This window comes from Escherichia sp. KS167_9B (assembly GCF_030295215.1).
In the GTDB taxonomy this organism is placed as follows: Bacteria; Pseudomonadota; Gammaproteobacteria; order Enterobacterales; family Enterobacteriaceae; genus Escherichia; species Escherichia coli_F.
In genome coordinates this window covers 1,627,919-1,651,725 of the sequence record NZ_AP025754.1, presented here as the reverse complement: position 1 = coordinate 1,651,725, position 23,807 = coordinate 1,627,919, and the positions used below count along the sequence as shown (strand labels likewise).

Here is a 23,807-nt window from a genome sequence, read left to right as displayed (position 1 = left end):
TTGTGTAATTCATTTGCTTGCCGGAAGCAAAATAACCGGCAAGCAAATACTCGTTACTTCAACATATTACGAATGACATAATGCAAAATGCCGTCGTTCTGGTAGTAGGTCAACTCCGTCGCGGTGTCGATACGACAACGGCAGGGTACGACTTCCTGGCTACCATCCGCGCGCGTAAACGTCACCGGAACCGTCGCACCGGGTTGTAGACTTTGCAGATCGACAATATCAATCTTCTCTTCCCCGATTAGCCCTAACGTTTTACGCGTCACGCCTTGCGGAAATTCCAGCGGCAGGATGCCCATGCCAATTAAATTCGAGCGGTGAATTCGTTCAAACGATTCGGCAATCACAACACGAATGCCAAGCAGACGCGGACCTTTTGCCGCCCAGTCACGGCTGGAGCCTGAACCATACTCTTTCCCGGCAATCACCGCCAGCGGCGTTTGTTCCTGCTTATAGCGCATCGCGGCATCATAAATAGAGATGACCTCGCTGTCAGGTAAATGCCGCGTCATCCCCCCTTCAACGCCAGGCACCATTTCATTACGGATGCGAATATTGGCGAAGGTGCCGCGCATCATCACTTCATGGTTACCACGCCGCGAACCGTAGGAGTTAAAGTCTTTGCGCTCAACACCCCGACCTTGTAGATATCGCCCCGCCGGGCTATCGGGCTTAATACTGCCCGCCGGAGAAATGTGGTCAGTGGTAACCGAATCCCCCAGCATTGCGAGGATCCGCGCACCGTGAATATCTTCCACAGGTGCTGGTGTTGCCTGCATTTCATCAAAGAAAGGCGATAAGCGAATATAGGTTGAATCTTCCTGCCAACCGTAGGTATCGGATCGTGTGACGTTAATTTCCTTCCACTCTGCTGTGCCTTCAAAAACTTCTGCGTACTCTTTGCGGAACATTTCTGTGGAGACTTGTTCTACCGCACGGGCAATTTCTTGTGCCGATGGCCAGATATCTTTCAGATATACCGGATCGCCTTTACGATCGTGACCAATAGGCTCAGAAGCGAGGTTAATATTCATATTTCCCGCCAGCGCATAGGCAACCACCAGCGGCGGCGAGGCCAGCCAGTTAGTTTTAACCAGCGGATGGATACGGCCTTCAAAGTTACGGTTGCCGGACAGCACCGCACCGACGGTTAAATCGCCTTTTTTGATTGCCGTTTCGATAGGATCGGGCAATGGACCAGAGTTACCAATACAGGTGGTACAACCGTATCCCACAAGGTTAAATCCCAGTTCATCCAGATACGGTGTCAGTTTCGCTTTTGCCAGATAATCAGAAACGACTTTCGAGCCTGGTGCCAGCGACGCTTTGACCCACGGTTGCCGCTTGAGGCCCAGAGTTACAGCTTTTTTCGCCAGCAAACCTGCGGCCATCAGCACACTTGGGTTAGAGGTGTTGGTGCACGACGTTATCGCAGCAATGACCACCGCGCCATCAGGTAACTGATACTGATGTCCGTTCATAACATAATCGACCGGCTGGCGATCTTTATGCGTGGCATTTACTTCCAGTTCGTTACTGGCGGCAAATGCTTTTGGTACATCGGGCAGTGCAACGCGATCCTGTGGGCGTTTTGGCCCTGCCAGGCTCGCTTCAACGTCATTCATATCCAGTTCTAACGTACTGGTAAAAATCGGTTCATCGCCCGGGTTACGCCACATGCCCTGCGCTTTGGCATATTTTTCGACCAACTCGACCTGATCTTCGCTGCGCCCGCTTAAACGCATGTAATCGAGGGTGACAGCATCGATTGGGAAGAAACCACAGGTGGCACCATATTCTGGCGACATATTGGCAATGGTGGCGCGATCCGCCAGCGGTAGTGAATCCAGCCCATCACCATAAAATTCGACGAATTTCCCCACCACGCCATGTTTGCGCAGCATTTGGGTAACGGTGAGAACCAGGTCTGTGGCGGTAATACCTTCACGTAATTTTCCGGTGAGTTTAAAGCCCACTACGTCCGGGATAAGCATGGAAACCGGCTGGCCTAACATTGCGGCTTCGGCTTCGATCCCACCAACGCCCCACCCCAGCACGCCAAGGCCGTTGATCATGGTGGTGTGCGAGTCAGTACCAACGAGTGTATCCGGATAAGCAATCCATTCACCGTCCTGCAATTCGCTCCACACTGCTTTGCCGAGATATTCGAGGTTAACCTGATGGCAAATGCCTGTGCCTGGCGGCACGACGCTAAAACGACTGAACGCCTGCTTTCCCCATTTCAGGAACACATAACGTTCGTGGTTGCGCTCCATTTCCAGGCGCACGTTTTCTTCAAATGCCTCATCATCACCAAAACGATCGACGGTCACCGAGTGGTCAATGACCAGGTCGACCGGTGAGAGCGGGTTAACCTTTGCAGTATCGCCGCCGAGGCGTTTAACCGCTTCGCGCATTGCCGCCAGATCAACAACGGCAGGTACGCCGGTAAAGTCCTGCATCAGCACCCTTGCCGGGCGGTAGGCAATTTCACGGTCAGCATGGGCATTTTTCAGCCATCCCACCAGCGCGTAGATATCCTCTTCGGTAACCGAGTTACCATCCTGCCAGCGCAGCAGGTTTTCGAGCAAAACTTTGAGTGACTTAGGCAGACGGGTGATATCGCCCAGTGATTTGGCAGCAAGCGGCAGGCTGTAGTAGTGGTAAGTTTTATCTTTGGCCTGCAACGTGTCCTTACTGGCTTCTCGTAGGGTTGACGACATAGCTCCTCCTTAATGACAGGGTTGCGAAGCCCTGATTCTCTTCAGGGTGAATATTAAAGATAACACAAACATTGCGTAACGATTTGATAACAACCCAAATTGATAAAAGAGGAGAAACCTTGTGGCAAAGCAAATGAAAACCCCGCCGCAGCGGGGTCAGGGATCAGTGAGTAATGATCCAGAGGAGTTCGGCCCAGAAGAGCATCGACAGAGAAAATGCGCCCATCCAGGACCAATATTTCATATTTGTGTTGATCATAGGCTACACCCTTAACGGTTATTACTTTGTGTTGAGATAACTCAACCTGTTATTGCTGCGGTGTATTAAAAGCCCTTTAATTCATTAAAAATGGGTAATAAGAATGATGATAATTATTGTTTCGGCTGATCATCTACAGCAAACAGTTCTATAAAGGCTTGCTGCTGCGTTGTTAGTTGCCAGTCGTCTGGAATAACGACGGAACATTCCCGTTTCGTTACTGGTTCATTGTCACTATGCTGACATAATGGTGACGACTCCAGTTGCTCCTGACCGACCATAGTTATCCCCACACTTTCCAAATCAGCAGTGCGACAACCACCCAGAAAAGTGCAGAACCAAGAAATACCGCTAGCCAGGCTTTGCGTTTTAATTCAGGGTCCCGGCGGGGTTCCTGATTTCCAGAAGGCATTGCTAACCTCATATAATCGCCATCACTTATCAGCAAGACGTTGAACGATTGGTGTAATTAATCATGCGATGAGACAAATCCTAAAGAAACTTTAGTCAAAAATCCAGCGAATTTACGAATCGTCTCCAGTGAATAATTCAATCTTTTGACCTGAAATAGATATTTGAAAACTGGAGTTTGCGAGGCGGGTAATTAGACACTACTTTACAGGTAATTTACCCTATAAATATGAGGGATAAAAATATTGTGCACGGTATACAAATAAGCAACAAAAGAGAATATATTCCGGCACCTTCGCTACATAAAAGGTGCCGAAAATAACGCAAGAAATTATTTTTCCGGCAGTTTTATATCTTTAAACATGACCTCTATTTCTTCATTAGAGCGCAATGCGACAGCCGCATCAACGACATCACGCGTTAAATGCGGTGCAAAACGCTGAATGAAATCATACATATAACTGCGCAAAAAAGTACTACGGCGAAAACCAATTTTGGTTGTACTGTGGCTGAAGATATCGTGAGCATCAACGCGCACCAGGTCGGGATCGGCGACCGGATCCACCGCCATGCTGGCAATAACCCCTACCCCCAACCCTAACCGGACGTAAGTTTTAATGACGTCAGCATCCGTTGCCGTGAAGACGATACGCGGCGTTAACCCTGCGCGGTTAAAGGCAGTATCCAGTTCTGAGCGTCCGGTAAAGCCGAAGGTATATGTCACCAACGGATATTGCGCCAGTTCTTCAATGGTAATGGCTTTTTTGCCTGCCAGAGGATGATCCGGGGTTACCACAATAGCCCGGTTCCAGTGGTAGCACGGTAACATCACTAAATCTTCATACAGATGCAGCGCTTCTGTGGCGATAGCGAAATCGGCATTGCCTTTAGAGACAGCATCAGCAATTTGTGTCGGCGAGCCCTGGTGCATATGCAAAGAAACGCGAGGATAACGCTCAATAAAGCCTTTGATGACGTTTGGTAACGCATAGCGTGCCTGGGTATGCGTGGTGGCGATATACAGCGAGCCTTTATCCGGCCAGGTGTGCTCTCCGGCGACCGATTTTATGGCATCGACTTTCGACAGGACTTCACGAGCGATACGAATTATTTCTTGTCCTGCTGGCGTTACCTGCGTCAGGTGCTTGCCGCTTCGGGAAAAAATTTGAATGCCTAACTCGTCTTCCAGCATTCTGACTTGTTTACTGATCCCGGGTTGTGATGTGTAAAGTCCTTCCGCCGTTGATGAGACATTCAGGTTATGATTGACCACCTCAACAATATAGCGAAGTTGTTGTAATTTCATGTTAAACCATCCACTTAGACGCCATCAGAACATCGTTTTTTCGTCACACCTGGCGGGTGACTAATACGATTTAATAATAAAAAAGGTGCTAACTATAACCACTATATCATTTATAGCCTTAGTGTATAGGTGTGAAGAAAAAATAATATGCAATAAAAAAGGGCCGCTTTCGCGACCCTTTGTTTATAATAACCTGACAGAATTAAAGGTTATTTTTTCCCTTCAACCCATTTGCCATCAACATAAAATGCTGACCAGCCAGTCGCCTTTCCGTCTTTTTCCGAAGAGACATATTGCTGTTTGGTTTTACGGCTAAAGCGAACCATGGTCTTATTACCTTCCGGATCCTGCTGTGGCGCATCGGCCAGATAACGCAGTTTTTCCGGCAGACGGTCGCGGAAGCGATAAAGCTCTTCCACCAGTGGCGCACGTGTTTCACGCGATTTCGGGAAGGTATTGGCCGCCAGGAACACACCGGCAGCACCGTCACGCAGCACGAAATAAGCATCTGATTTTTCGCACGGCAGCTCCGGTAATGGCACCGGATCTTCCTTCGGTGGTGCCACTTCGCCGTTACGTAAAATCTTACGTGTGTTTTTACACTCTTCGTTAGTGCAGGCCATGTATTTACCGAAACGCCCCATTTTCAGGTGCATTTCAGATCCACATTTTTCACACTCAACGATCGGGCCGTCATAACCCTTAATGCGGAATTCGCCCTCTTCGATCTCGTAACCGTCGCAGGTTGGGTTATTACCACAGACATGCAACTTACGTTTCGGATCGATGAGATAGCTGTCCATCGCCGTGCCGCATTTCGGGCAACGACGTTTTGCGCGCAGCGCGTTGGTTTCAGCGTCTTCACCTTCCAGCACGTTCAGCACTTCGTTTTCCGGCACCAGGTTGATGGTGGTTTTGCAACGCTCTTTCGGTGGCAGAGCGTAGCCGGAACAGCCAAGGAATACCCCGGTGCTCGCTGTGCGAATACCCATTTTGCGACCACAGGTCGGGCAGTCGATGCTGGTCAGAACCATCTGGTTCGGGCGCATACCCCCCTCTTCGGGATCTTTTTCAGCTTTATCTAACTGCTGGGTGAAATCCGAGAAGAAGTGATCCAGTACAGCTTTCCACTCTGCTTCGTGATTTGCCACCTGGTCGAGGCTGTTTTCCATCTGTGCGGTGAAGTCGTAGTTCATTAACTCACGGAAATTCTCTTCCAGGCGATCGGTGACGATTTCGCCCATTTTTTCCGCATAGAAACGACGATTTTCTACTCGCACATAGCCACGATCCTGAATGGTCGAAATGATCGACGCGTAGGTAGACGGACGACCGATACCGCGTTTTTCCAGCTCTTTAACCAGCGATGCTTCACTGAAACGGGCTGGCGGCTTGGTAAAGTGCTGGGCTGGTGTCAGTTCAACGAGCGTCAGAGCATCGCCTTTATCGACTGCCGGTAAGATACGATCTTCATCGCCTTTACGCAGCGCAGGCATCACTTTCGTCCAGCCATCAAAGCGCAAAATACGACCGCGTGCTTTCAGGCGGAAATCGCCCGCACCAACGGTCAGCGTCGTGGAGTCATATTTCGCTGGGGTCATCTGGCAGGCAACGAACTGACGCCAGATTAACTGGTACAGTTTCTGCGCATCTGCTTCCATATCCTTCAGCGATTCCGCCATCACATTGACGTCAGAAGGACGAATCGCTTCGTGCGCTTCCTGTGAGTTTTCTTTGCTGGCGTACTGATTCGGACTTTCCGGCAGATATTTCTTACCAAAATTATCGCTGATATAACCGCGAACCATATTTACTGCGTCCTGACTCAGGTTGGTGGAGTCGGTACGCATGTAAGTGATATAGCCTGCTTCATACAAACGCTGCGCCATCATCATGGTTTTTTTCACGCCAAAACCAAGACGGGTGCTGGCAGCTTGTTGCAGCGTAGAGGTAATAAAAGGAGCGCCAGGTTTACTGGTTGTCGGTTTGTCTTCACGTTCCAGCACGCTGTAGCGCGCTTTTTCCAGCAGACTTACCGCAGCCTGAGTTTGTTCTTTGTTGACCGGGCGGAACGGTTTGTCGTTCTGATGAGTCACCTGCAACGCCAACGCATCACCAGATGGCGTGGTCGTGCTGGCATCGACTTCCCAGAACTCTTCCGGTACGAACGCTTTAATTTCACGCTCACGCTCGACCACCAGGCGGACCGCCACCGACTGCACACGACCTGCAGACAGACCACGAGCGATCTTTTTCCACAGCAGCGGCGAAACCATATATCCCACCACGCGGTCCATAAAACGACGCGCCTGCTGGGCATTAACACGATCAATATTCAGCTCACCCGGTTTGTTAAATGCCTGGCGGATCGCGTTTTTAGTAATTTCGTTAAACACCACTCGGCTATAGCGCGCATCATCACCACCAATCACTTCCCGCAGGTGCCATGCAATGGCTTCCCCTTCGCGGTCAAGGTCGGTTGCGAGATAGATGTGGTCGGCTTTTTCAGCCAGTTGTTTCAGTTCAGAGACGACCTTCTCTTTACCAGGCAACACTTCATAGTGCGCCTCCCAATTGTGCCACGGGTCAACCCCCATACGGTTGACGAGAGCGCCACGTTCATCCTTTTTAGGCTTTTTAGCCGTCTTGGTGGAGGTAGAGTCGGCACTCTTTTTGGCAGCTGAGCCACTGGTCGGCAAATCGCGGATGTGACCGACGCTGGATTTCACCACGTAGTCACTACCCAGATACTTGTTGATCGTTTTGGCTTTTGCCGGGGACTCAACGATGACAAGAGCTTTACCCATATTCACCTTACCTAATTTGATTCTTCCAGGAATGCGTCGCACGTTGATAAACCTTCCACTGGCAACGAGTTACCGATATGGACTCGTTCTCTGCGGATATCAACCCCTTGTCGTGACTCTGTTCACGAAAATTCAGGTGACTGAGTTAACAGGTCTTGGCCTACAGGCGCTATAGCACGACGGAATTTTGGTCGAATGTCAAGCAAATCTATTGCCAGATTGACGAAAGCGTCACACTGTACCTGATAAAATCCGATACGCAACTTTATTAGCATGCAAAATCCAAAGTTGCCAGTAAGGCGCTCTTGCCACCAGCGTGGTATATTTGTCTGCAAGCCATGCCTGGCGTAGACTAATGTCCTTGTTTAAGGAGTAAATAATGAACAAAGAGACACAACCCATCGACCGCGAAACGCTGTTGAAAGAGGCCAATAAAATCATTCGTGAGCATGAGGATACGCTCGCAGGGATTGAAGCCACCGGCGTCTCGCAGCGTAATGGCGTGCTGGTCTTTACCGGCGACTACTTTTTAGATGAACAAGGATTGCCAACAGCCAAAAGCACCGCGGTGTTTAATATGTTCAAACACCTGGCCCATGTGCTTTCAGAAAAATATCACCTGGTTGATTAAAGCAAAACGCGAGGTCTTACCCTCGCGTTTGTCTTTTACATCAATGGCTTTTGCCCCCGCTGCCACCAGCGTAGCAACAATCGATCGGCGCTCTCTGCCGCGCTGCCGGTGAATCGGTCAATGAGTCTTTTACGCTGCATATAGCGTACATTGACCACTTCACGGCCTTCCATCAGGCTAAGAATAACTTCATCACTGGTGTTGATTTCATCAACCAGGCCTTTCTCTACCGCCTGTTGTCCGTACCAGTGTTCACCCGTTGCCACCTGTTCAATATCCAGAGACGGACGCATACGCTTCACAAAATCTTTAAATAACTGATGCGTTTCGTTCAGCTCTTCGCGGAATTTCTCCCGCCCTTCTTCGGTGTTTTCACCCAGCAAGGTCAGCGTGCGCTTATACTGCCCGGCGGTGTGCAGTTCGATATCAATATCTTTGCTTTTCAGGAAGCGGTTAAAGTTGGGCATTTGCGCCACCACCCCAATGGAACCCACAATAGCAAACGGTGCGGAAACAATTTTGTCCGCCACACAGGCCATCATGTAACCGCCGCTGGCAGCAACTTTGTCTACCGTAACAGTTAAAGGAATGTTTTTATCACGCAGACGCTGCAGCTGCGAAGCCGCCAGCCCGTAACCATGCACCATGCCACCAGGGCTTTCCAGACGTAGCACAACCTGATCCTGCGGTTTAAATGCTGCGAGTACCGCCGTTATCTCTTCACGTAGCGAGTTCACTTCATGGGCGTCCATGCTGCCTTTAAAATCCAGCACCCAGACGCGAGGTTTACTGTCAGTTGCCACCTCGCCCAGTTTGGCTTTCGCTTTTGCGGCTTTCGCTTCTTGCTTGTGCTTTTTCTTCTGCGCTTTATGCCACTGTTTTTGCTGATGAGTGTCCATCAGCGCCGCGGCCAGTTCTTCTTTCATCTCCTTATACTGTTCGCTGAGATTGTTGACCCGTAATTCGCCACGCTGGCGTTTATTACGTTGAGCAACATTGACAATAATGGCGGCAATCGCCGCAATCGCTAGCACAACGGTAACGATTTTCGCCAAAAACAAACCATATTCAGACAACAATTCCACGAGTCCCCACCTTGGTTAAACAACGCTTTGGCTCACAGTTTACAACAGGCATGTTAAGCCGTCTCGCAGAGATGTTATTGCAGCGAAAGTATGACAAAGTATCCATTTTGCGGTGTTATCGCCCCAGGCTGATTGAAATGCCCTTCTGTTTCAGGCATAAAGCCCCAAAGTCTTAAAGTACACTGGCAGCGCGACAGACAACGTCGTTGAGGAGTAGCCATGCATTACCAGCCAAAACAAGATTTACTCAATGATCGCATTATCCTGGTGACGGGAGCCAGCAATGGTATTGGTCGTGAAGCCGCGATGACGTATGCACGCTATGGTGCGACAGTGATTCTGTTGGGCCGTAATGAAGAAAAATTACGTCAGGTAGCCAGCCACATAAACGAAGAAACTGGGCGTCAGCCACAGTGGTTTATTCTCGATTTGCTGACCTGCACGTCCGAAGATTGCCAACAACTGGCACAGCGCATTGCCGTTAATTATCCGCGTCTGGATGGTGTTTTGCATAATGCCGGATTGCTCGGCGATGTTTGCCCAATGAGCGAACAAAATCCGCAGGTCTGGCAGGACGTCATGCAGGTCAACGTTAATGCCACCTTTATGCTCACCCAGGCACTGCTTCCTTTATTACTCAAATCGGACGCCGGTTCACTGGTCTTTACTTCATCAAGCGTTGGACGTCAGGGGCGTGCAAACTGGGGCGCTTATGCAGCGTCGAAATTTGCCACCGAAGGGATGATGCAGGTACTGGCCGATGAATATCAGCAGCGCCTGCGCGTCAACTGCATTAACCCAGGTGGTACGCGCACCGCAATGCGCGCAAGCGCCTTCCCGACCGAAGATCCACAGAAACTTAAAACACCCGCTGATATCATGCCGCTCTACCTCTGGCTGATGGGCGATGACAGCCGCCGTAAAACCGGCATGACCTTTGACGCCCAACCGGGCCGTAAACCAGGAATATCCCAATGAGTGATGAACGCTACCAACAGCGTCAGCAGCGTGTAAAAGATAAAGTGGATGCCCGTGTGGCCCAGGCCCAGGATGAACGCGGTATTATCATCGTCTTTACCGGCAATGGAAAAGGCAAAACCACCGCAGCATTTGGTACGGCAACACGCGCAGTTGGTCACGGAAAAAAAGTGGGCGTCGTGCAGTTTATTAAAGGCACCTGGCCTAATGGCGAACGAAATCTGCTGGAACCACACGGCGTTGAATTTCAGGTGATGGCAACGGGCTTTACCTGGGATACGCAAAACCGCGAATCTGATACCGCGGCCTGCCGTGAAGTCTGGCAACATGCCAAACGAATGCTGGCCGATCCTTCACTGGATATGGTTTTGCTCGATGAGCTGACTTATATGGTGGCGTATGACTATTTGCCACTGGAAGAAGTGGTGCAGGCGTTAAATGAACGTCCACATCAACAGACGGTGATTATCACGGGTCGTGGTTGTCATCGGGATATTCTTGAACTGGCGGATACGGTAAGTGAATTACGCCCCGTCAAACATGCGTTTGATGCCGGTGTTAAGGCGCAAATCGGGATTGATTATTAAGGGAAAGCACCTCAAAAGTTCGCCTCTTGAGGTGCTAATTTTAGATACTGAATGGCTTAATTAGCCACGGCAAAATTAAGAAGAGCTTGAATTTTATTCAAGTGTGCGGGATATTCCATGTCATTATCCGCATTGACGTCTTCAATAAACAGTATTAATTCAGTGATCAAATCATTAGCATCTTCATAACTAATACCAGTCAGTTCTGGTGACGTTTGCGAGCCATAATTAATTGTCAGATTATTCATTACCGACAAAACCAGAATAAAATATTTGTGACATATATCGCAAGTTGTTCGGTTTCCTAAGGCATAGTACAGCATATTGAGCAATGCCAGTATTCGTCGATTTTGCACATCGTTCATAATGACCTCCTATAACATAACTCCGCTGGCAATAAGAAGTTTTGCCAGCTCCTCTGACGCCTGTAGACCACTAATAACTTGAGAACGCAGGATCTCATTCCTACGCTCTAAATCCGCTTTAGAAAGAGATTTATTAGAGTATAAATCTTGTAGATGATTTCCTTTATCCATGAAGGCATTAATAGCTTGTATTGCTGGAGCCGCCGGATCAGATGAACGCAATCTGCTTTCATTAAGATTAATTACTGCACTCAAAAATTCCTGTCTACTCTTTAATGTTTTAAATTCTATGTTTTTAGTATTTGCTCGGGCCTTATTATAGTAATAAAAATTATTGCTGATGTTCGCAAAATTATTCCAATCCATTTGCTGCTGTTTCGTTGCTATATCATCGAGTAAATCTTGTAAATTTCTTTGAAGTCGTGGCCAGTACTACCTACCGTTTTACCAACATTTTCTGATTTAATCTTCTCTTTATATAATCCATTGAAATATTGAACTAAATCTTTAACAGCTACAGCTGACTTAGTCAGTTCTTCACCTTCTGAAAGGCCAAGTAGTTTTTGGGCGTTGTTTGCATGATCGAGCGCCTGATTAAGTAATATAATTTGTTTACTATCGTCAACATCCATATCCACCGTCAACAACTCCACATAGGAGCTCATACTGTTAACGACCTCAAGTGAAGCCAGTAGCTTTTGTTTTTCTGTGGTTGCCAATTGAACTTTAGTAACGTCTTTATACGATGTTTTGTCCCCTTTCTCTGATTGCATACATAAGGACTCTTTATTAGTATTATTTTCCATAATCGTTTCATAATCAGGTCGCAATGCACAATCCGGATTAGTCGCATAAAAATTAACAAGGAAGTTTTCACGAGAAGCATAGTATTGTTTAAAGAAACTTGCATTCGCCGCAACCGCCTTGTTACCCGCAGTAATAACAGTTTCAGCTTGTTCATTTTTCAATGTTTCAGTTGCACAACCTGAAAGCATTAACAGCGATAGAAATAATCCACTATATCTAATCATAACCCACCTCTTGACGTTGAGTTTATCTCAGATAATTAAATAGTAATGTGGCTATTCCCTGGCATTATTCATAAGCAAGTATGAAATTAAATTAAAATACTGCGACTATTTATCATGCTTCAAATGAAGAAAAGGCCCCGCAGGGCCTTTATTTAATACTTAACTTAAATTAACCGTTATTATTACGTCCACCAGAACGACGACCGCCGCTGACCTGGCTGTGACGTTTCACCGCACGACGAATTTGATTCGCCTTCATACGACGACGGTCTTTTTCTACAGCAACTTTAGAGCTGGTTTCTGGCGGTAGTTCCACCAGCTCACGCAGATAGTTAGTCTGGGCAAGATCCAGCTCAGTCCAGCCACCGCGTGGCAGACCTTTCGGCAGTGGGATATCACCGTAACGCACGCGGATCAGACGGCTCACCTGCACACCAACAGCTTCCCAAAGACGACGAACTTCACGGTTACGGCCTTCGGTCAGAGTAACGTTGTACCACTGGTTGATCCCTTCGCCGCCGCTGAACTTAATGGTTTTAAAGGCTGCCGGACCATCTTCCAGCTGCACGCCACGACTCAAATCACGCAGTTTCGCGTCGTCAACCTGACCAAATACACGCACGGCATATTCACGTTCAACTTCACGGCTTGGGTGCATTAAACGGTTTGCCAGCTCACCGTCGGTGGTGAACAGCAGCAGACCACAGGTGTTAACGTCCAGACGACCTACGGCAATCCAGCGTGCGCCACGCAGCTTTGGCAGACGGTCAAATACCGTTGGACGCCCTTCCGGATCGTTACGGGTACACAACTCACCTTCCGGTTTGTAATAGGCCAGAACGCGACAAATTTGTTCAGCGGACTCACGTACCGAAATCAGGTGACCATCGATACGGATTTTCAATCCAGGGGTAATTTCAACACGATCGCCGAGTTTAGCAATTTTGCCATCAACACTCACACGACCGGCTTCAATAATAGATTCGATTTCACGGCGAGAACCGTGGCCGGCACGCGCCAGCACTTTCTGTAGCTTTTCGCTCATAGAGCTTCCTTTTGGTGTCGCCTTCCCAGGCGTCTGATATGCTTTTGTGCAACAATGAGTCAGAACTTACATCTGACTCACTGATAGTAAAGTCTGTTTGAACTCTCCTGGCCTTAAGTAAACGACTCGACGTTTTAACTGGCCTGGCTTTGAGGCGCAACATACTACACTATCTTTATGGTTAAAGCTTGTTTCGATTAACATAAGCTTTATTACCAGCCACCACCGCCTCCGCCACCCGCACCGCCGCCAGCACCACCACCGGAATAGCTTCGCCCCAACAAACTGGTATTGGCCCCCAGACTCAGGTGCATCTGTAATGAAAACAAAACGCCACTACGGGCAATTTCCGGGGCGTGAACAGCCGCTGTGAGTGACGGCGTGATACGTGCTGCCCATTCTTTTCCAAGGTTTGCCGAGACTGCCCAACCTAGCAACGCGTAATCCAGTTTCCGTGTTTCCCCTTTCCGCCGACGCCCACTGTGTGTTGCTGCCTCTTTACGCGCAAGATAGTTAACGATAGCTTCACCGTGGGCATAACGTTGCTGCCCAGTTTGGGTAAACTTTGGCAGAAAAATATACCCCATGCCAGTGAGATAACCGGTCAGGAAAACAGCGCTAAAATAACCCGCAGGCATATACCAGTAAAAGAATACATCTCCGACATTGATGTAGAGAGAGTAAAAAGCCACACCTGAACAAATCAGTGGTAAAAACAAAGTGATGATTACACGATTAACGCAAGGCTTGTCATCATCGCGTGCAAACAAAAGATCAAGGGAACAAAATAAAAAAGGAAGAAGCCAGCAGATCATAATAAACATATCGCCTACCAGACTCATTCCTGCCCAGCCTACGGGACTCAGGTTACCGTAGAGAATGACCGCCAATATTGCCATTCCGCCCCATTGCAAAAACGCATCAGGTCGGTAAAACGAAGACTTTTTACGCGGCAGATAAAATTTCTGCATCCGTAAAAATGCCCTGCGTAAGACTCTGTTACGCCCCCCGTAAGAACGACCTTGTCGCCTTTACGAAATAACGTTTCCAGTAATATCTGCTCTGCGGGCAGTAATACCGCATTATTCCTGGTCGCACCTTCATTAACACGGATCAGGGTTTGCTGATTTTTGTCATACTGATCTTCCAGATGAATTTTTCCTTTCACAATCAGATTTACGATATCGGCACAAAAACCTTTATCGTCGTAAACCAGCTTCGCATCGAGACGTAACATTCCGGGCGTGTAATCTGGCGGAATGACATCGGTTTCAATCACATCTACCGGCGTAAATTGCGGCCTGCGCTTCCAGAGATATAACCATCCACACGCCAGGAACAGACACGGAAACCAAATTAACAACGATGACGTAGAGGGTAAAAGAAGATGGCTGAAAATATTCGTCGTTTGTGGTGCCGGGGCATTACCAAGTAAAGCGTGAGGCCAGCGGTAGAGGACCGTGAAATCTTCACGATAAAACGGATCGCGGGATTCAATTCTTCCGTCCTCAAGGATGCGGCCATTTCGATATGTGTCGCCCTCTTCTCCGGTAAAGAGATCGATTTCGCTAAATGGATTACCCGCAATTTTAGAGAACTGGAGAGAAAATCGGGTCTTATAAATTTCAAACGGCCAGTTGTTACCGGTCACGTTCCAGATTAGCAGATCAGAATCCCCCTCACGCAGGAAAGCATTTTTAACCTGATAATGAATTTGATAATGATAGTCGCCCTGAGGCAAGAAACGTTGTTTATCGCCCACGACAATGCTCATTAACCCGATATGCCAGTCAAGATGCCAGGGTTCAGGAACGCCGTCACGGGTGACGCCAACAATACGATAGTTCAGCACTGCTGCGTCCCCATCAGGCTGCATCCAGAGTCGTGGTAAATCACGATAAAATCCGTGCTTAATCTGCTGATTTCGCGCCTGAAAATGAATGTTCTCTTTGATGTCGAGCACCCCATCCAGTTGCAGGGTGGCTTCAACATCAAAGAGCGAGATCCCTTCTTCATAAAAAGGGATCTCCGTGTTTTTCGCATAACTCAACGAAGAGAAAAAAAGCCCAACTATCAACAGCAAAATGCAGCGAAACTTCCCTGCCATAGTCTTCCATCCGTGGAACGCAATTTGTTATAAGAAAGGCTTTACATCACCTACGCCTTCACGTATCACGACTGGCGTATCATCGGTAAGATCGATAACTGTTGTCGGTTTCTGTCCGAGATAGCCACCGTGAATAATCAAATCCACCTGTTTTTCCAGACGGTCTTTAATCTCTTCCGGATCAGATTCGGTAAATTCGCTGCCCGGCAGCATCAGTGATGTGGAAAGCATCGGTTCGCCCAATGCTTCAAGCAACGCCTGCGCAATCGGGTTAGAAGGCACACGCATACCGATGGTTTTGCGTTTTTCCTGTAGCAGACGGCGCGGCACTTCTTTCGTCCCTTTCAGAATGAAGGTGTAGTTACCCGGCGTGTTGTTTTTCATCAAACGAAACGCAACGTTATCGACAAATGAATAGGTCGAGAGTTCAGAAAGATCGCGACACATCAGGGTAAAGTTGTGACCGTCCGGCAGCTGGCGAATACGACAAATACGCTCCATGGCGTTTTTATCTTCAATTTTACAGCCGAGCGCATAGCCGGAATCAGTTGGATAAACAATCACCCCGCCTTTACGCACGATCTCCACCGCCTGGTTGATCAGACGTTGCTGCGGGTTATCAGGATGAATATAAAAAAACTGGCTCATAATTCCCTCTCTGTGGTGTTCTGCGGCTGTTCCCATAGCTGCCAGACGCCTTCAACGCCTGCGGGCAGCCAGAGTTTACGACCCAGTTCGATCCACGGACATGGCTGATGAAAATCAGATCCTTGTGATGCCCATAAATGATGCTGACGCGCAAGTGTCGCCAGCTGGGTGCGTTCATTGGGCGATTGCTGGCACTGCGCGACTTCCATCGCGTCGCCGTGGTGTTCGGCAAAATGCGCAACCAATCTTTTCAGCCATTTAGCACTAAGATTGTACCGCCCAGGATGAGCTAGCACCGCCTTACCGCCAGAATGATGAATGACATCAATAGCTTGTTCTATTGTACACCACTGTGGCGGAACGTATCCGGTTTTCCCGCGCGCCAGATATTTTTTAAAGATATCCGCCATTGAACTGGCTTTGCCACATTCAACCAAGAAACGAGCAAAATGACCGCGCGTCACCGCACCGCCCTGCGCCAGTCGTTGCGCGCCTTCCAGCGCCCCAGGTATTTGCGCTTTTTCCAGTCTTTCAGCAATTAACTTCGCCCGCTGATTGCGCCGTTCTGTCTGCTGCGCGAGGAACTCACACATTAGCGGATGAGTAATATCAATATTCAGCCCGACAATATGAATTTCATGATTTTCCCAGACGGTGGATATTTCCACGCCAGGAATAAGATTCAGTGCCAGTCCTGAACGTGAAATTTCTTCTCTTGCTGGCGCGATTGCCGCTGTGGTGTCATGGTCGGTGATCGCCAGGGTGCCGACGCGCATCTCGACTGCACGGTGCACCAATGCTTCTGGCGTCAGGCAGCCATCGGAAGCTGTGGTATGGCTGTGCAGGTCATAAATCACTGCGTAATTCGTGTCGCTCAAGGCGCACTCCCGTTTTGGATAATGTTTTTGCGCCGACATCATAACGGTTCTGGCAAATATTCTGAAATGAGCTGTTGACAATTAATCATCGAACTAGTTAACTAGTACGCAAGTTCACGTAAAAAGGGTATCGACAATGAAAGCGATTTTCGTACTGAAAGGTTGGTGGCGCACTTCCTGAAACGGGCAGTGTATTCACCATGCGTAAAGCAACCAGATACCCAGCCCGCCTAATGAGCGGGCTTTTTTTTGAACAAAATTAGAGAATAACAATGCAAACACAAAAACCGACTCTCGAACTGTTAACCTGCGAAGGTGCTTATCGCGATAATCCGACCGCGCTTTTTCATCAGTTGTGTGGGGATCGTCCGGCAACGCTGCTGCTGGAATCCGCAGATATCGACAGCAAGGATGATTTAAAAAGCCTGCTGCTGGTGGACAGTGCGCTGCGCATTACAGCATTAGGTGACACTGTCACTATTCAGGCACTTTCCGGCAATGGCGAAGCTCTGCTGGCATTACTGGATAACGCCCTGCCTGCGGGTGTGGAAAATGAACAATCACCAAACTGCCGCGTGCTGCGCTTCCCTCCTGTCAGTCCATTGCTGGATGAAGACGCCCGCTTATGCTCCCTTTCGGTTTTTGACGCTTTCCGCTTATTGCAGAATCTGTTGAATGTACCGAAGGAAGAACGGGAAGCGATGTTCTTTGGCGGCCTGTTCTCTTATGACCTTGTGGCGGGGTTTGAAGATTTACCGCAACTGGCAGCGGAAAATAACTGCCCTGATTTCTGTTTTTATCTCGCTGAAACGCTGATGGTTATCGATCATCAGAAAAAAAGTACCCGTATTCAGGCCAGCCTGTTTGGTCAAAATGAAGAAGAAAAACAACGTCTCACTGCTCGCCTGAACGAACTTCGCCAGCAACTGACCGAAACCGCGCCACCGCTGCCGGTAGTTTCCGTGCCGCATATGCATTGTGAATGTAATCAGAGCGATGAAGAGTTCGGTGGCGTAGTGCGTTCGTTGCAAAAAGCGATTCGCGCCGGAGAAATTTTCCAGGTCGTGCCATCTCGCCGTTTCTCGCTGCCCTGCCCGTCACCGCTGGCGGCCTATTACGTGCTGAAAAAGAGTAATCCCAGCCCATACATGTTTTTTATGCAGGATAATGATTTCACCCTGTTTGGTGCGTCGCCGGAAAGTTCGCTCAAGTATGACGCCACCAGCCGCCAGATTGAGATCTACCCGATTGCCGGAACACGTCCACGAGGACGTCGCGCCGATGGTTCACTGGACAAAGACCTCGACAGCCGCATTGAACTGGAGATGCGTACCGACCATAAAGAGCTTTCTGAACATCTGATGCTGGTGGATCTCGCCCGAAATGACCTTGCGCGCATTTGCACTCCTGGCAGCCGCTACGTTGCCGATCTGACCAAAGTTGACCGTTACTCTTACGTGATGCATCTCGTCTCCCGCGTGGTCGGTGAGCTGCGCCACGATCTTGACGCCCTGCACGCTTACCGCGCCTGTATGAACATGGGTACGTTAAGCGGTGCCCCGAAAGTGCGCGCCATGCAGTTAATTGCCGAAGCGGAAGGTCGTCGACGCGGCAGCTACGGCGGTGCGGTAGGTTATTTCACCGCACATGGCGATCTGGACACCTGCATTGTCATCCGTTCGGCGCTGGTGGAAAACGGTATCGCCACCGTGCAAGCCGGTGCTGGCGTAGTCCTTGATTCTGTTCCGCAGTCGGAAGCCGACGAAACCCGTAATAAAGCCCGCGCTGTACTGCGCGCTATCGCCACCGCGCATCATGCACAGGAGACTTTCTGATGGCTGACATTCTGCTGCTCGATAATATCGACTCTTTTACTTATAACCTGGCAGATCAGTTGCGCAGCAATGGACATAACGTGGTGATTTACCGCAACCATATCCCAGCGCAAACATTAATTGAACGTCTGGCGACCATGAGCAATCCGGTGCTGATGCTTTCTCCTGGCCCCGGAGTGCCGAGCGAAGCCGGTTGTATGCCGGAACTCCTCACCCGCTTGCGCGGCAAGCTGCCAATTATCGGCATTTGCCTCGGTCATCAGGCGATTGTCGAAGCTTACGGGGGCTATGTCGGTCAGGCGGGCGAAATTCTTCACGGTAAAGCGTCGAGCATTGAACATGATGGTCAGGCGATGTTTGCCGGATTAACAAACCCGCTGCCAGTGGCGCGTTATCACTCGCTGGTTGGCAGTAATATTCCGGCCGGTTTAACCATCAACGCCCATTTTAATGGCATGGTGATGGCGGTGCGTCATGATGCGGATCGCGTTTGTGGATTCCAGTTCCATCCGGAATCCATTCTCACCACCCAGGGCGCTCGCCTGCTGGAACAAACGCTGGCCTGGGCACAACAGAAGCTGGAGCCGACCAACACACTGCAACCAATTCTGGAAAAACTGTATCAGGCGCAGACGCTTAGCCAACAAGAAAGCCACCAGCTGTTTTCAGCGGTGGTGCGTGGCGAGCTGAAACCGGAACAACTGGCGGCTGCATTGGTCAGCATGAAAATTCGCGGCGAGCACCCGAACGAAATCGCCGGGGCAGCAACTGCCCTTCTGGAAAATGCTGCGCCGTTCCCACGCCCTGATTATCTGTTTGCCGATATCGTCGGCACCGGCGGTGACGGCAGCAACAGTATCAATATTTCTACCGCCAGTGCGTTTGTCGCCGCTGCCTGTGGGCTGAAAGTGGCGAAACACGGTAACCGCAGCGTCTCCAGTAAATCCGGCTCGTCGGATCTGCTGGCGGCATTCGGTATTAATCTTGATATGAACGCCGATAAATCGCGCCAGGCGCTGGATGAGTTAGGCGTCTGTTTCCTCTTTGCGCCGAAATATCACACCGGATTTCGCCATGCGATGCCGGTTCGCCAGCAACTGAAAACCCGCACCCTGTTCAACGTGCTGGGGCCACTGATTAACCCGGCGCATCCGCCGCTGGCGCTAATTGGTGTCTACAGCCCGGAACTGGTGCTGCCAATTGCCGAAACCTTGCGCGTGCTGGGGTATCAACGCGCAGCGGTGGTGCACAGCGGGGGGATGGATGAAGTTTCATTACACGCGCCGACAATCGTTGCCGAACTGCATGACGGCGAAATTAAGAGCTATCAGTTGACCGCTGAAGATTTTGGCCTGACACCCTACCATCAGGAGCAACTGGCAGGCGGAACACCGGAAGAAAACCGTGACATTTTAACACGCTTGTTACAAGGTAAAGGCGACGCAGCCCATGAAGCAGCTGTCGCGGCGAATGTCGCCATGTTAATGCGCCTGCATGGCCAGGAAGATCTGCAAACCAATGCGCAAACCGTTCTTGAGGTACTGCGCAGTGGTTCCGCTTACGACAGAGTCACCGCACTGGCGGCACGAGGGTAAATGATGCAAACCGTTTTAGCGAAAATCGTCGCAGACAAGGCGATTTGGGTAGAAGCCCGCAAACAGCAGCAACCGCTGGCCAGTTTTCAGAATAAGGTTCAGCCGAGCACGCGACATTTTTATGATGCGCTACAGGGTGCACGCACGGCGTTTATTCTGGAGTGCAAGAAAGCGTCGCCGTCAAAAGGCGTGATACGTGATGATTTCGATCCGGCACGCATTGCCGCCATTTATAAGCATTACGCTTCGGCAATTTCTGTACTGACTGATGAGAAATATTTCCAGGGGAGCTTTGATTTCCTCCCCATCGTCAGCCAAATCGCCCCGCAACCGATTTTATGTAAAGACTTTATTATCGACCCTTACCAGATCTATCTGGCGCGCTATTACCAGGCCGATGCCTGTTTATTAATGCTGTCGGTGCTGGACGACGATCAGTATCGCCAGCTCGCTGCTGTAGCCCACAGTCTGGAGATGGGCGTGCTGACCGAAGTCAGTAATGAAGAGGAGCTGGAGCGCGCCATTGCATTGGGAGCAAAAGTCGTTGGCATTAACAACCGCGATCTGCGTGATTTGTCGATTGATCTTAACCGTACCCGCGAGCTTGCGCCGAAACTGGGGCACAACGTGACGGTAATCAGCGAATCCGGCATCAATACTTACGCCCAGGTGCGTGAGTTAAGCCACTTCGCTAACGGCTTTCTGATTGGTTCGGCGCTAATGGCCCATGATGATTTGAACGCCGCCGTGCGCCGGGTGTTGCTGGGTGAGAATAAAGTGTGTGGTCTGACGCGTGGGCAAGATGCTAAAGCAACTCATGACGCGGGCGCGATTTACGGTGGATTGATATTTGTTACAACGTCACCCCGTTGCGTCAGCGTTGAACAGGCGCAGGAAGTGATGGCTGCGGCACCGTTGCAATACGTTGGCGTGTTCCGCAATCACGATATTGCCGATGTGGTGGACAAAGCTAAGGTGTTATCGCTGGCGGCAGTGCAACTGCATGGTAATGAAGATCAGCTGTATATCGACACTCTGCGTGAGGCTCTGCCAGCAAACGTCGCCATCTGGAAGGCTTTAAGTGTCGGTGAAACTCTTCCCGCGCGCGATTTTCAGCACATCGATAAATATGTATTCGACAACGGTCAGGGCGGGAGCGGACAACGTTTCGACTGGTCACTGTTAAACGGTCAATCGCTTGGCAACGTTCTGCTGGCGGGTGGCTTAGGCGCAGATAACTGCGTGGAAGCGGCACAAACCGGCTGCGCCGGGCTTGATTTTAATTCTGCTGTAGAGTCGCAACCGGGCATCAAAGACGCACGTCTTTTGGCCTCGGTTTTCCAGACGCTGCGCGCATATTAAGGAAAGGAACAATGACAACATTACTTAACCCGTATTTTGGTGAGTTTGGCGGCATGTACGTGCCACAAATCCTGATGCCTGCTCTGCGCCAGCTGGAAGAAGCTTTTGTCAGCGCGCAAAAAGATCCTGAATTTCAGGCCCAGTTCAACGACCTGCTGAAAAACTATGCCGGGCGCCCAACCGCGCTGACCAAATGTCAGAACATTACAGCCGGCACTAACACTACGCTGTATCTGAAGCGTGAAGATTTACTGCACGGTGGCGCGCATAAAACTAACCAGGTGCTCGGTCAAGCTTTACTGGCGAAGCGGATGGGTAAAACTGAAATCATTGCCGAAACCGGTGCAGGTCAGCATGGCGTGGCTTCTGCGCTTGCCAGCGCCCTGCTCGGCCTGAAATGCCGTATTTATATGGGTGCCAAAGACGTTGAACGCCAGTCGCCTAACGTTTTTCGTATGCGCTTGATGGGTGCGGAAGTGATCCCGGTGCATAGCGGTTCCGCGACGCTGAAAGATGCCTGTAACGAGGCGCTACGCGACTGGTCCGGCAGTTATGAAACCGCGCACTATATGCTGGGCACTGCAGCTGGCCCGCATCCTTACCCGACCATTGTGCGTGAGTTTCAGCGGATGATTGGCGAAGAAACGAAAGCGCAGATTCTGGAAAGAGAAGGTCGTCTGCCGGATGCCGTTATTGCTTGTGTTGGCGGCGGTTCGAATGCCATCGGCATGTTTGCTGATTTCATCAACGAAACCGACGTCGGGCTGATCGGCGTGGAGCCTGGTGGTCACGGTATCGAAACTGGCGAGCACGGCGCACCGTTAAAACATGGTCGCGTGGGCATCTATTTCGGTATGAAAGCGCCAATGATGCAAACCGAAGACGGGCAGATTGAAGAATCTTACTCGATTTCTGCCGGACTGGATTTCCCGTCAGTCGGCCCGCAACACGCTTATCTCAACAGCATTGGACGCGCTGATTATGTGTCAATCACCGATGATGAAGCTCTGGAAGCCTTCAAAACGCTGTGCCTGCACGAAGGGATTATCCCGGCGCTGGAATCCTCCCACGCGCTGGCCCACGCACTGAAAATGATGCGCGAAAACCCGGAAAAAGAGCAGCTACTGGTGGTTAACCTTTCCGGTCGCGGCGATAAAGACATCTTCACCGTTCACGATATTTTGAAAGCACGAGGGGAAATCTGATGGAACGCTATGAATCTCTGTTTGCCCAACTGAAGGAGCGCAAAGAAGGCGCATTCGTTCCTTTCGTCACCCTCGGTGATCCGGGCATTGAGCAGTCGCTGAAAATTATCGATACGCTAATTGAAGCCGGTGCTGACGCGCTGGAGTTAGGTATCCCCTTCTCCGACCCACTGGCAGATGGTCCGACGATTCAAAACGCCACACTGCGTGCTTTTGCGGCGGGAGTAACCCCGGCGCAGTGCTTTGAGATGCTGGCACTCATTCGCCAGAAGTACCCGACCATTCCGATCGGCCTTTTGATGTATGCCAACCTGGTGTTTAACAAAGGCATTGATGAGTTTTATGCCCAGTGCGAAAAAGTCGGCGTCGATTCGGTGCTGGTTGCCGATGTGCCCGTGGAAGAGTCTGCGCCCTTCCGCCAGGCCGCGTTGCGCCATAATGTCGCACCTATCTTTATTTGCCCGCCGAATGCCGACGAGGATTTGCTGCGCCAGATTGCCTCTTATGGCCGTGGTTACACCTATTTATTGTCGCGTGCGGGCGTGACCGGAGCTGAAAACCGCGCCGCGTTACCTCTCAATCATCTGGTTGCGAAGCTGAAAGAGTACAACGCTGCGCCTCCATTGCAAGGATTTGGTATTTCCGCCCCGGATCAGGTAAAAGCAGCGATTGATGCAGGAGCTGCGGGCGCGATTTCTGGTTCGGCAATTGTTAAAATCATCGAGCAACATATTAATGAGCCAGAGAAAATGCTGGCGGTACTGAAAGCTTTTGTACAACCGATGAAAACAGCGACGCGCAGTTAATCCCACAGCCGCCAGTTCCGCTGGCGGCATTTTAACTATCTTTAATGAAGCAGGAAAAATCCTAAATTCATTTATTATTTATCTTTTTACCGTTTCGCTTACCCCTGACGTACGTCAACTTACGTCATTTTTCCGCC

At 50.0% G+C, this 23,807-nt stretch carries 20 protein-coding genes, 2 pseudogenes and 1 other annotated feature; of the genes and pseudogenes, 9 read left to right on the top strand and 13 right to left on the bottom strand.

What is annotated here, in order from left to right:
- Positions 1-53: 53 nt before the first annotated feature.
- The 6 genes from acnA to topA form a co-directional block, all read right to left on the bottom strand.
- On the bottom strand, positions 54-2,729 hold the full coding sequence (acnA, locus tag QUE34_RS08325; protein ID WP_032302931.1) for an aconitate hydratase AcnA: 2,676 nt from the start codon (positions 2,727-2,729) through the stop codon (positions 54-56).
- Positions 2,730-2,892: 163 nt separating this feature from the next.
- Entirely contained in the window at positions 2,893-2,988 is a 96-nt protein-coding gene (gene ymiC, locus QUE34_RS08320) for a small membrane protein YmiC (protein ID WP_001310756.1), read from the bottom strand.
- 113 nt (positions 2,989-3,101) lie between these two features.
- Positions 3,102-3,269, bottom strand: a complete 168-nt coding sequence (locus tag QUE34_RS08315) for a YciX family protein (RefSeq protein WP_032302929.1) — start codon at positions 3,267-3,269, stop codon at positions 3,102-3,104.
- Positions 3,270-3,271: 2 nt separating this feature from the next.
- The gene (locus QUE34_RS08310) at positions 3,272-3,412 is read right to left on the bottom strand and encodes a YmiA family putative membrane protein (protein WP_001300896.1); all 141 of its coding nucleotides are present in this window, start codon (positions 3,410-3,412) and stop codon (positions 3,272-3,274) included.
- A gap of 318 nt (positions 3,413-3,730) precedes the next feature.
- Entirely contained in the window at positions 3,731-4,705 is a 975-nt protein-coding gene (gene cysB, locus QUE34_RS08305) for an HTH-type transcriptional regulator CysB (protein ID WP_000776253.1), read from the bottom strand.
- Between the two features lie 209 nt (positions 4,706-4,914).
- Entirely contained in the window at positions 4,915-7,512 is a 2,598-nt protein-coding gene (topA, locus tag QUE34_RS08300) for a type I DNA topoisomerase (protein WP_001309471.1), read from the bottom strand.
- A 379-nt stretch (positions 7,513-7,891) separates the two neighbouring features.
- On the opposite strand from topA, the gene QUE34_RS08295 reads away from it, so the two are divergent.
- Positions 7,892-8,143, top strand: a complete 252-nt coding sequence (locus QUE34_RS08295) for a YciN family protein (protein WP_001031527.1) — start codon at positions 7,892-7,894, stop codon at positions 8,141-8,143.
- Positions 8,144-8,178: 35 nt separating this feature from the next.
- Here QUE34_RS08295 and sohB read toward each other — a convergent pair whose 3' ends face one another.
- A complete protein-coding gene (gene sohB / locus QUE34_RS08290) occupies positions 8,179-9,228 on the bottom strand; it encodes a protease SohB (protein ID WP_000422059.1) in 1,050 nt (349 codons plus the stop codon).
- 219 nt (positions 9,229-9,447) lie between these two features.
- Between sohB and QUE34_RS08285 the strand changes: the two genes are divergently transcribed.
- Complete coding sequence (locus QUE34_RS08285) at positions 9,448-10,206, top strand: YciK family oxidoreductase (RefSeq protein WP_000559303.1); 759 nt, start codon at positions 9,448-9,450, stop codon at positions 10,204-10,206.
- A complete protein-coding gene (cobO, locus tag QUE34_RS08280; RefSeq protein WP_001278877.1) occupies positions 10,203-10,793 on the top strand; it encodes a cob(I)yrinic acid a,c-diamide adenosyltransferase in 591 nt (196 codons plus the stop codon). Before QUE34_RS08285 ends, cobO begins: the two co-directional genes overlap by 4 nt.
- A gap of 56 nt (positions 10,794-10,849) precedes the next feature.
- Here the strand turns inward: cobO and QUE34_RS08275 are convergent, their stop codons facing one another.
- The 6 genes and pseudogenes from QUE34_RS08275 to rnm all read right to left on the bottom strand — a co-directional run bounded on the left by QUE34_RS08275 (position 10,850) and on the right by rnm (position 16,867).
- On the bottom strand, positions 10,850-11,158 hold the full coding sequence (locus QUE34_RS08275) for a hypothetical protein (RefSeq protein WP_001000715.1): 309 nt from the start codon (positions 11,156-11,158) through the stop codon (positions 10,850-10,852).
- A gap of 9 nt (positions 11,159-11,167) precedes the next feature.
- Positions 11,168-12,189: pseudogene (locus tag QUE34_RS08270) on the bottom strand (hypothetical protein).
- A 169-nt stretch (positions 12,190-12,358) separates the two neighbouring features.
- On the bottom strand, positions 12,359-13,234 hold the full coding sequence (gene rluB, locus QUE34_RS08265) for a 23S rRNA pseudouridine(2605) synthase RluB (RefSeq protein WP_001291206.1): 876 nt from the start codon (positions 13,232-13,234) through the stop codon (positions 12,359-12,361).
- A gap of 212 nt (positions 13,235-13,446) precedes the next feature.
- Positions 13,447-15,341: pseudogene (locus tag QUE34_RS08260) on the bottom strand (DUF2207 domain-containing protein).
- A 27-nt stretch (positions 15,342-15,368) separates the two neighbouring features.
- Complete coding sequence (locus QUE34_RS08255) at positions 15,369-15,989, bottom strand: L-threonylcarbamoyladenylate synthase (protein WP_086259649.1); 621 nt, start codon at positions 15,987-15,989, stop codon at positions 15,369-15,371.
- Positions 15,986-16,867 (bottom strand): RNase RNM, encoded by an 882-nt coding sequence (gene rnm / locus QUE34_RS08250; RefSeq protein WP_032184177.1) that lies wholly within the window; start codon positions 16,865-16,867, stop codon positions 15,986-15,988. Before rnm ends, QUE34_RS08255 begins: the two co-directional genes overlap by 4 nt.
- A 136-nt stretch (positions 16,868-17,003) precedes the next feature.
- On the opposite strand from rnm, the gene trpL reads away from it, so the two are divergent.
- The 6 genes from trpL (at position 17,004) to trpA (ending at position 23,670) form a co-directional block, all read left to right on the top strand.
- Positions 17,004-17,048 (top strand): trp operon leader peptide, encoded by a 45-nt coding sequence (gene trpL, locus QUE34_RS08245; RefSeq protein ID WP_001700591.1) that lies wholly within the window; start codon positions 17,004-17,006, stop codon positions 17,046-17,048.
- Positions 17,025-17,118, top strand: a sequence feature (Trp leader region). Its footprint overlaps the gene before it by 24 nt.
- A 21-nt stretch (positions 17,119-17,139) precedes the next feature.
- Entirely contained in the window at positions 17,140-18,702 is a 1,563-nt protein-coding gene (trpE, locus tag QUE34_RS08240; protein WP_103253884.1) for an anthranilate synthase component I, read from the top strand.
- On the top strand, positions 18,702-20,297 hold the full coding sequence (trpD, locus tag QUE34_RS08235) for a bifunctional anthranilate synthase glutamate amidotransferase component TrpG/anthranilate phosphoribosyltransferase TrpD (RefSeq protein WP_000763525.1): 1,596 nt from the start codon (positions 18,702-18,704) through the stop codon (positions 20,295-20,297). The genes trpE and trpD overlap by 1 nt, the downstream gene beginning before the upstream one ends.
- Complete coding sequence (gene trpCF / locus QUE34_RS08230; RefSeq protein ID WP_077756954.1) at positions 20,298-21,659, top strand: bifunctional indole-3-glycerol-phosphate synthase TrpC/phosphoribosylanthranilate isomerase TrpF; 1,362 nt, start codon at positions 20,298-20,300, stop codon at positions 21,657-21,659.
- 11 nt (positions 21,660-21,670) lie between these two features.
- Complete coding sequence (trpB, locus tag QUE34_RS08225; RefSeq protein WP_000209509.1) at positions 21,671-22,864, top strand: tryptophan synthase subunit beta; 1,194 nt, start codon at positions 21,671-21,673, stop codon at positions 22,862-22,864.
- Positions 22,864-23,670, top strand: a complete 807-nt coding sequence (gene trpA / locus QUE34_RS08220) for a tryptophan synthase subunit alpha (RefSeq protein ID WP_103253883.1) — start codon at positions 22,864-22,866, stop codon at positions 23,668-23,670. The genes trpB and trpA overlap by 1 nt, the downstream gene beginning before the upstream one ends.
- Positions 23,671-23,807: the final 137 nt, after the last annotated feature.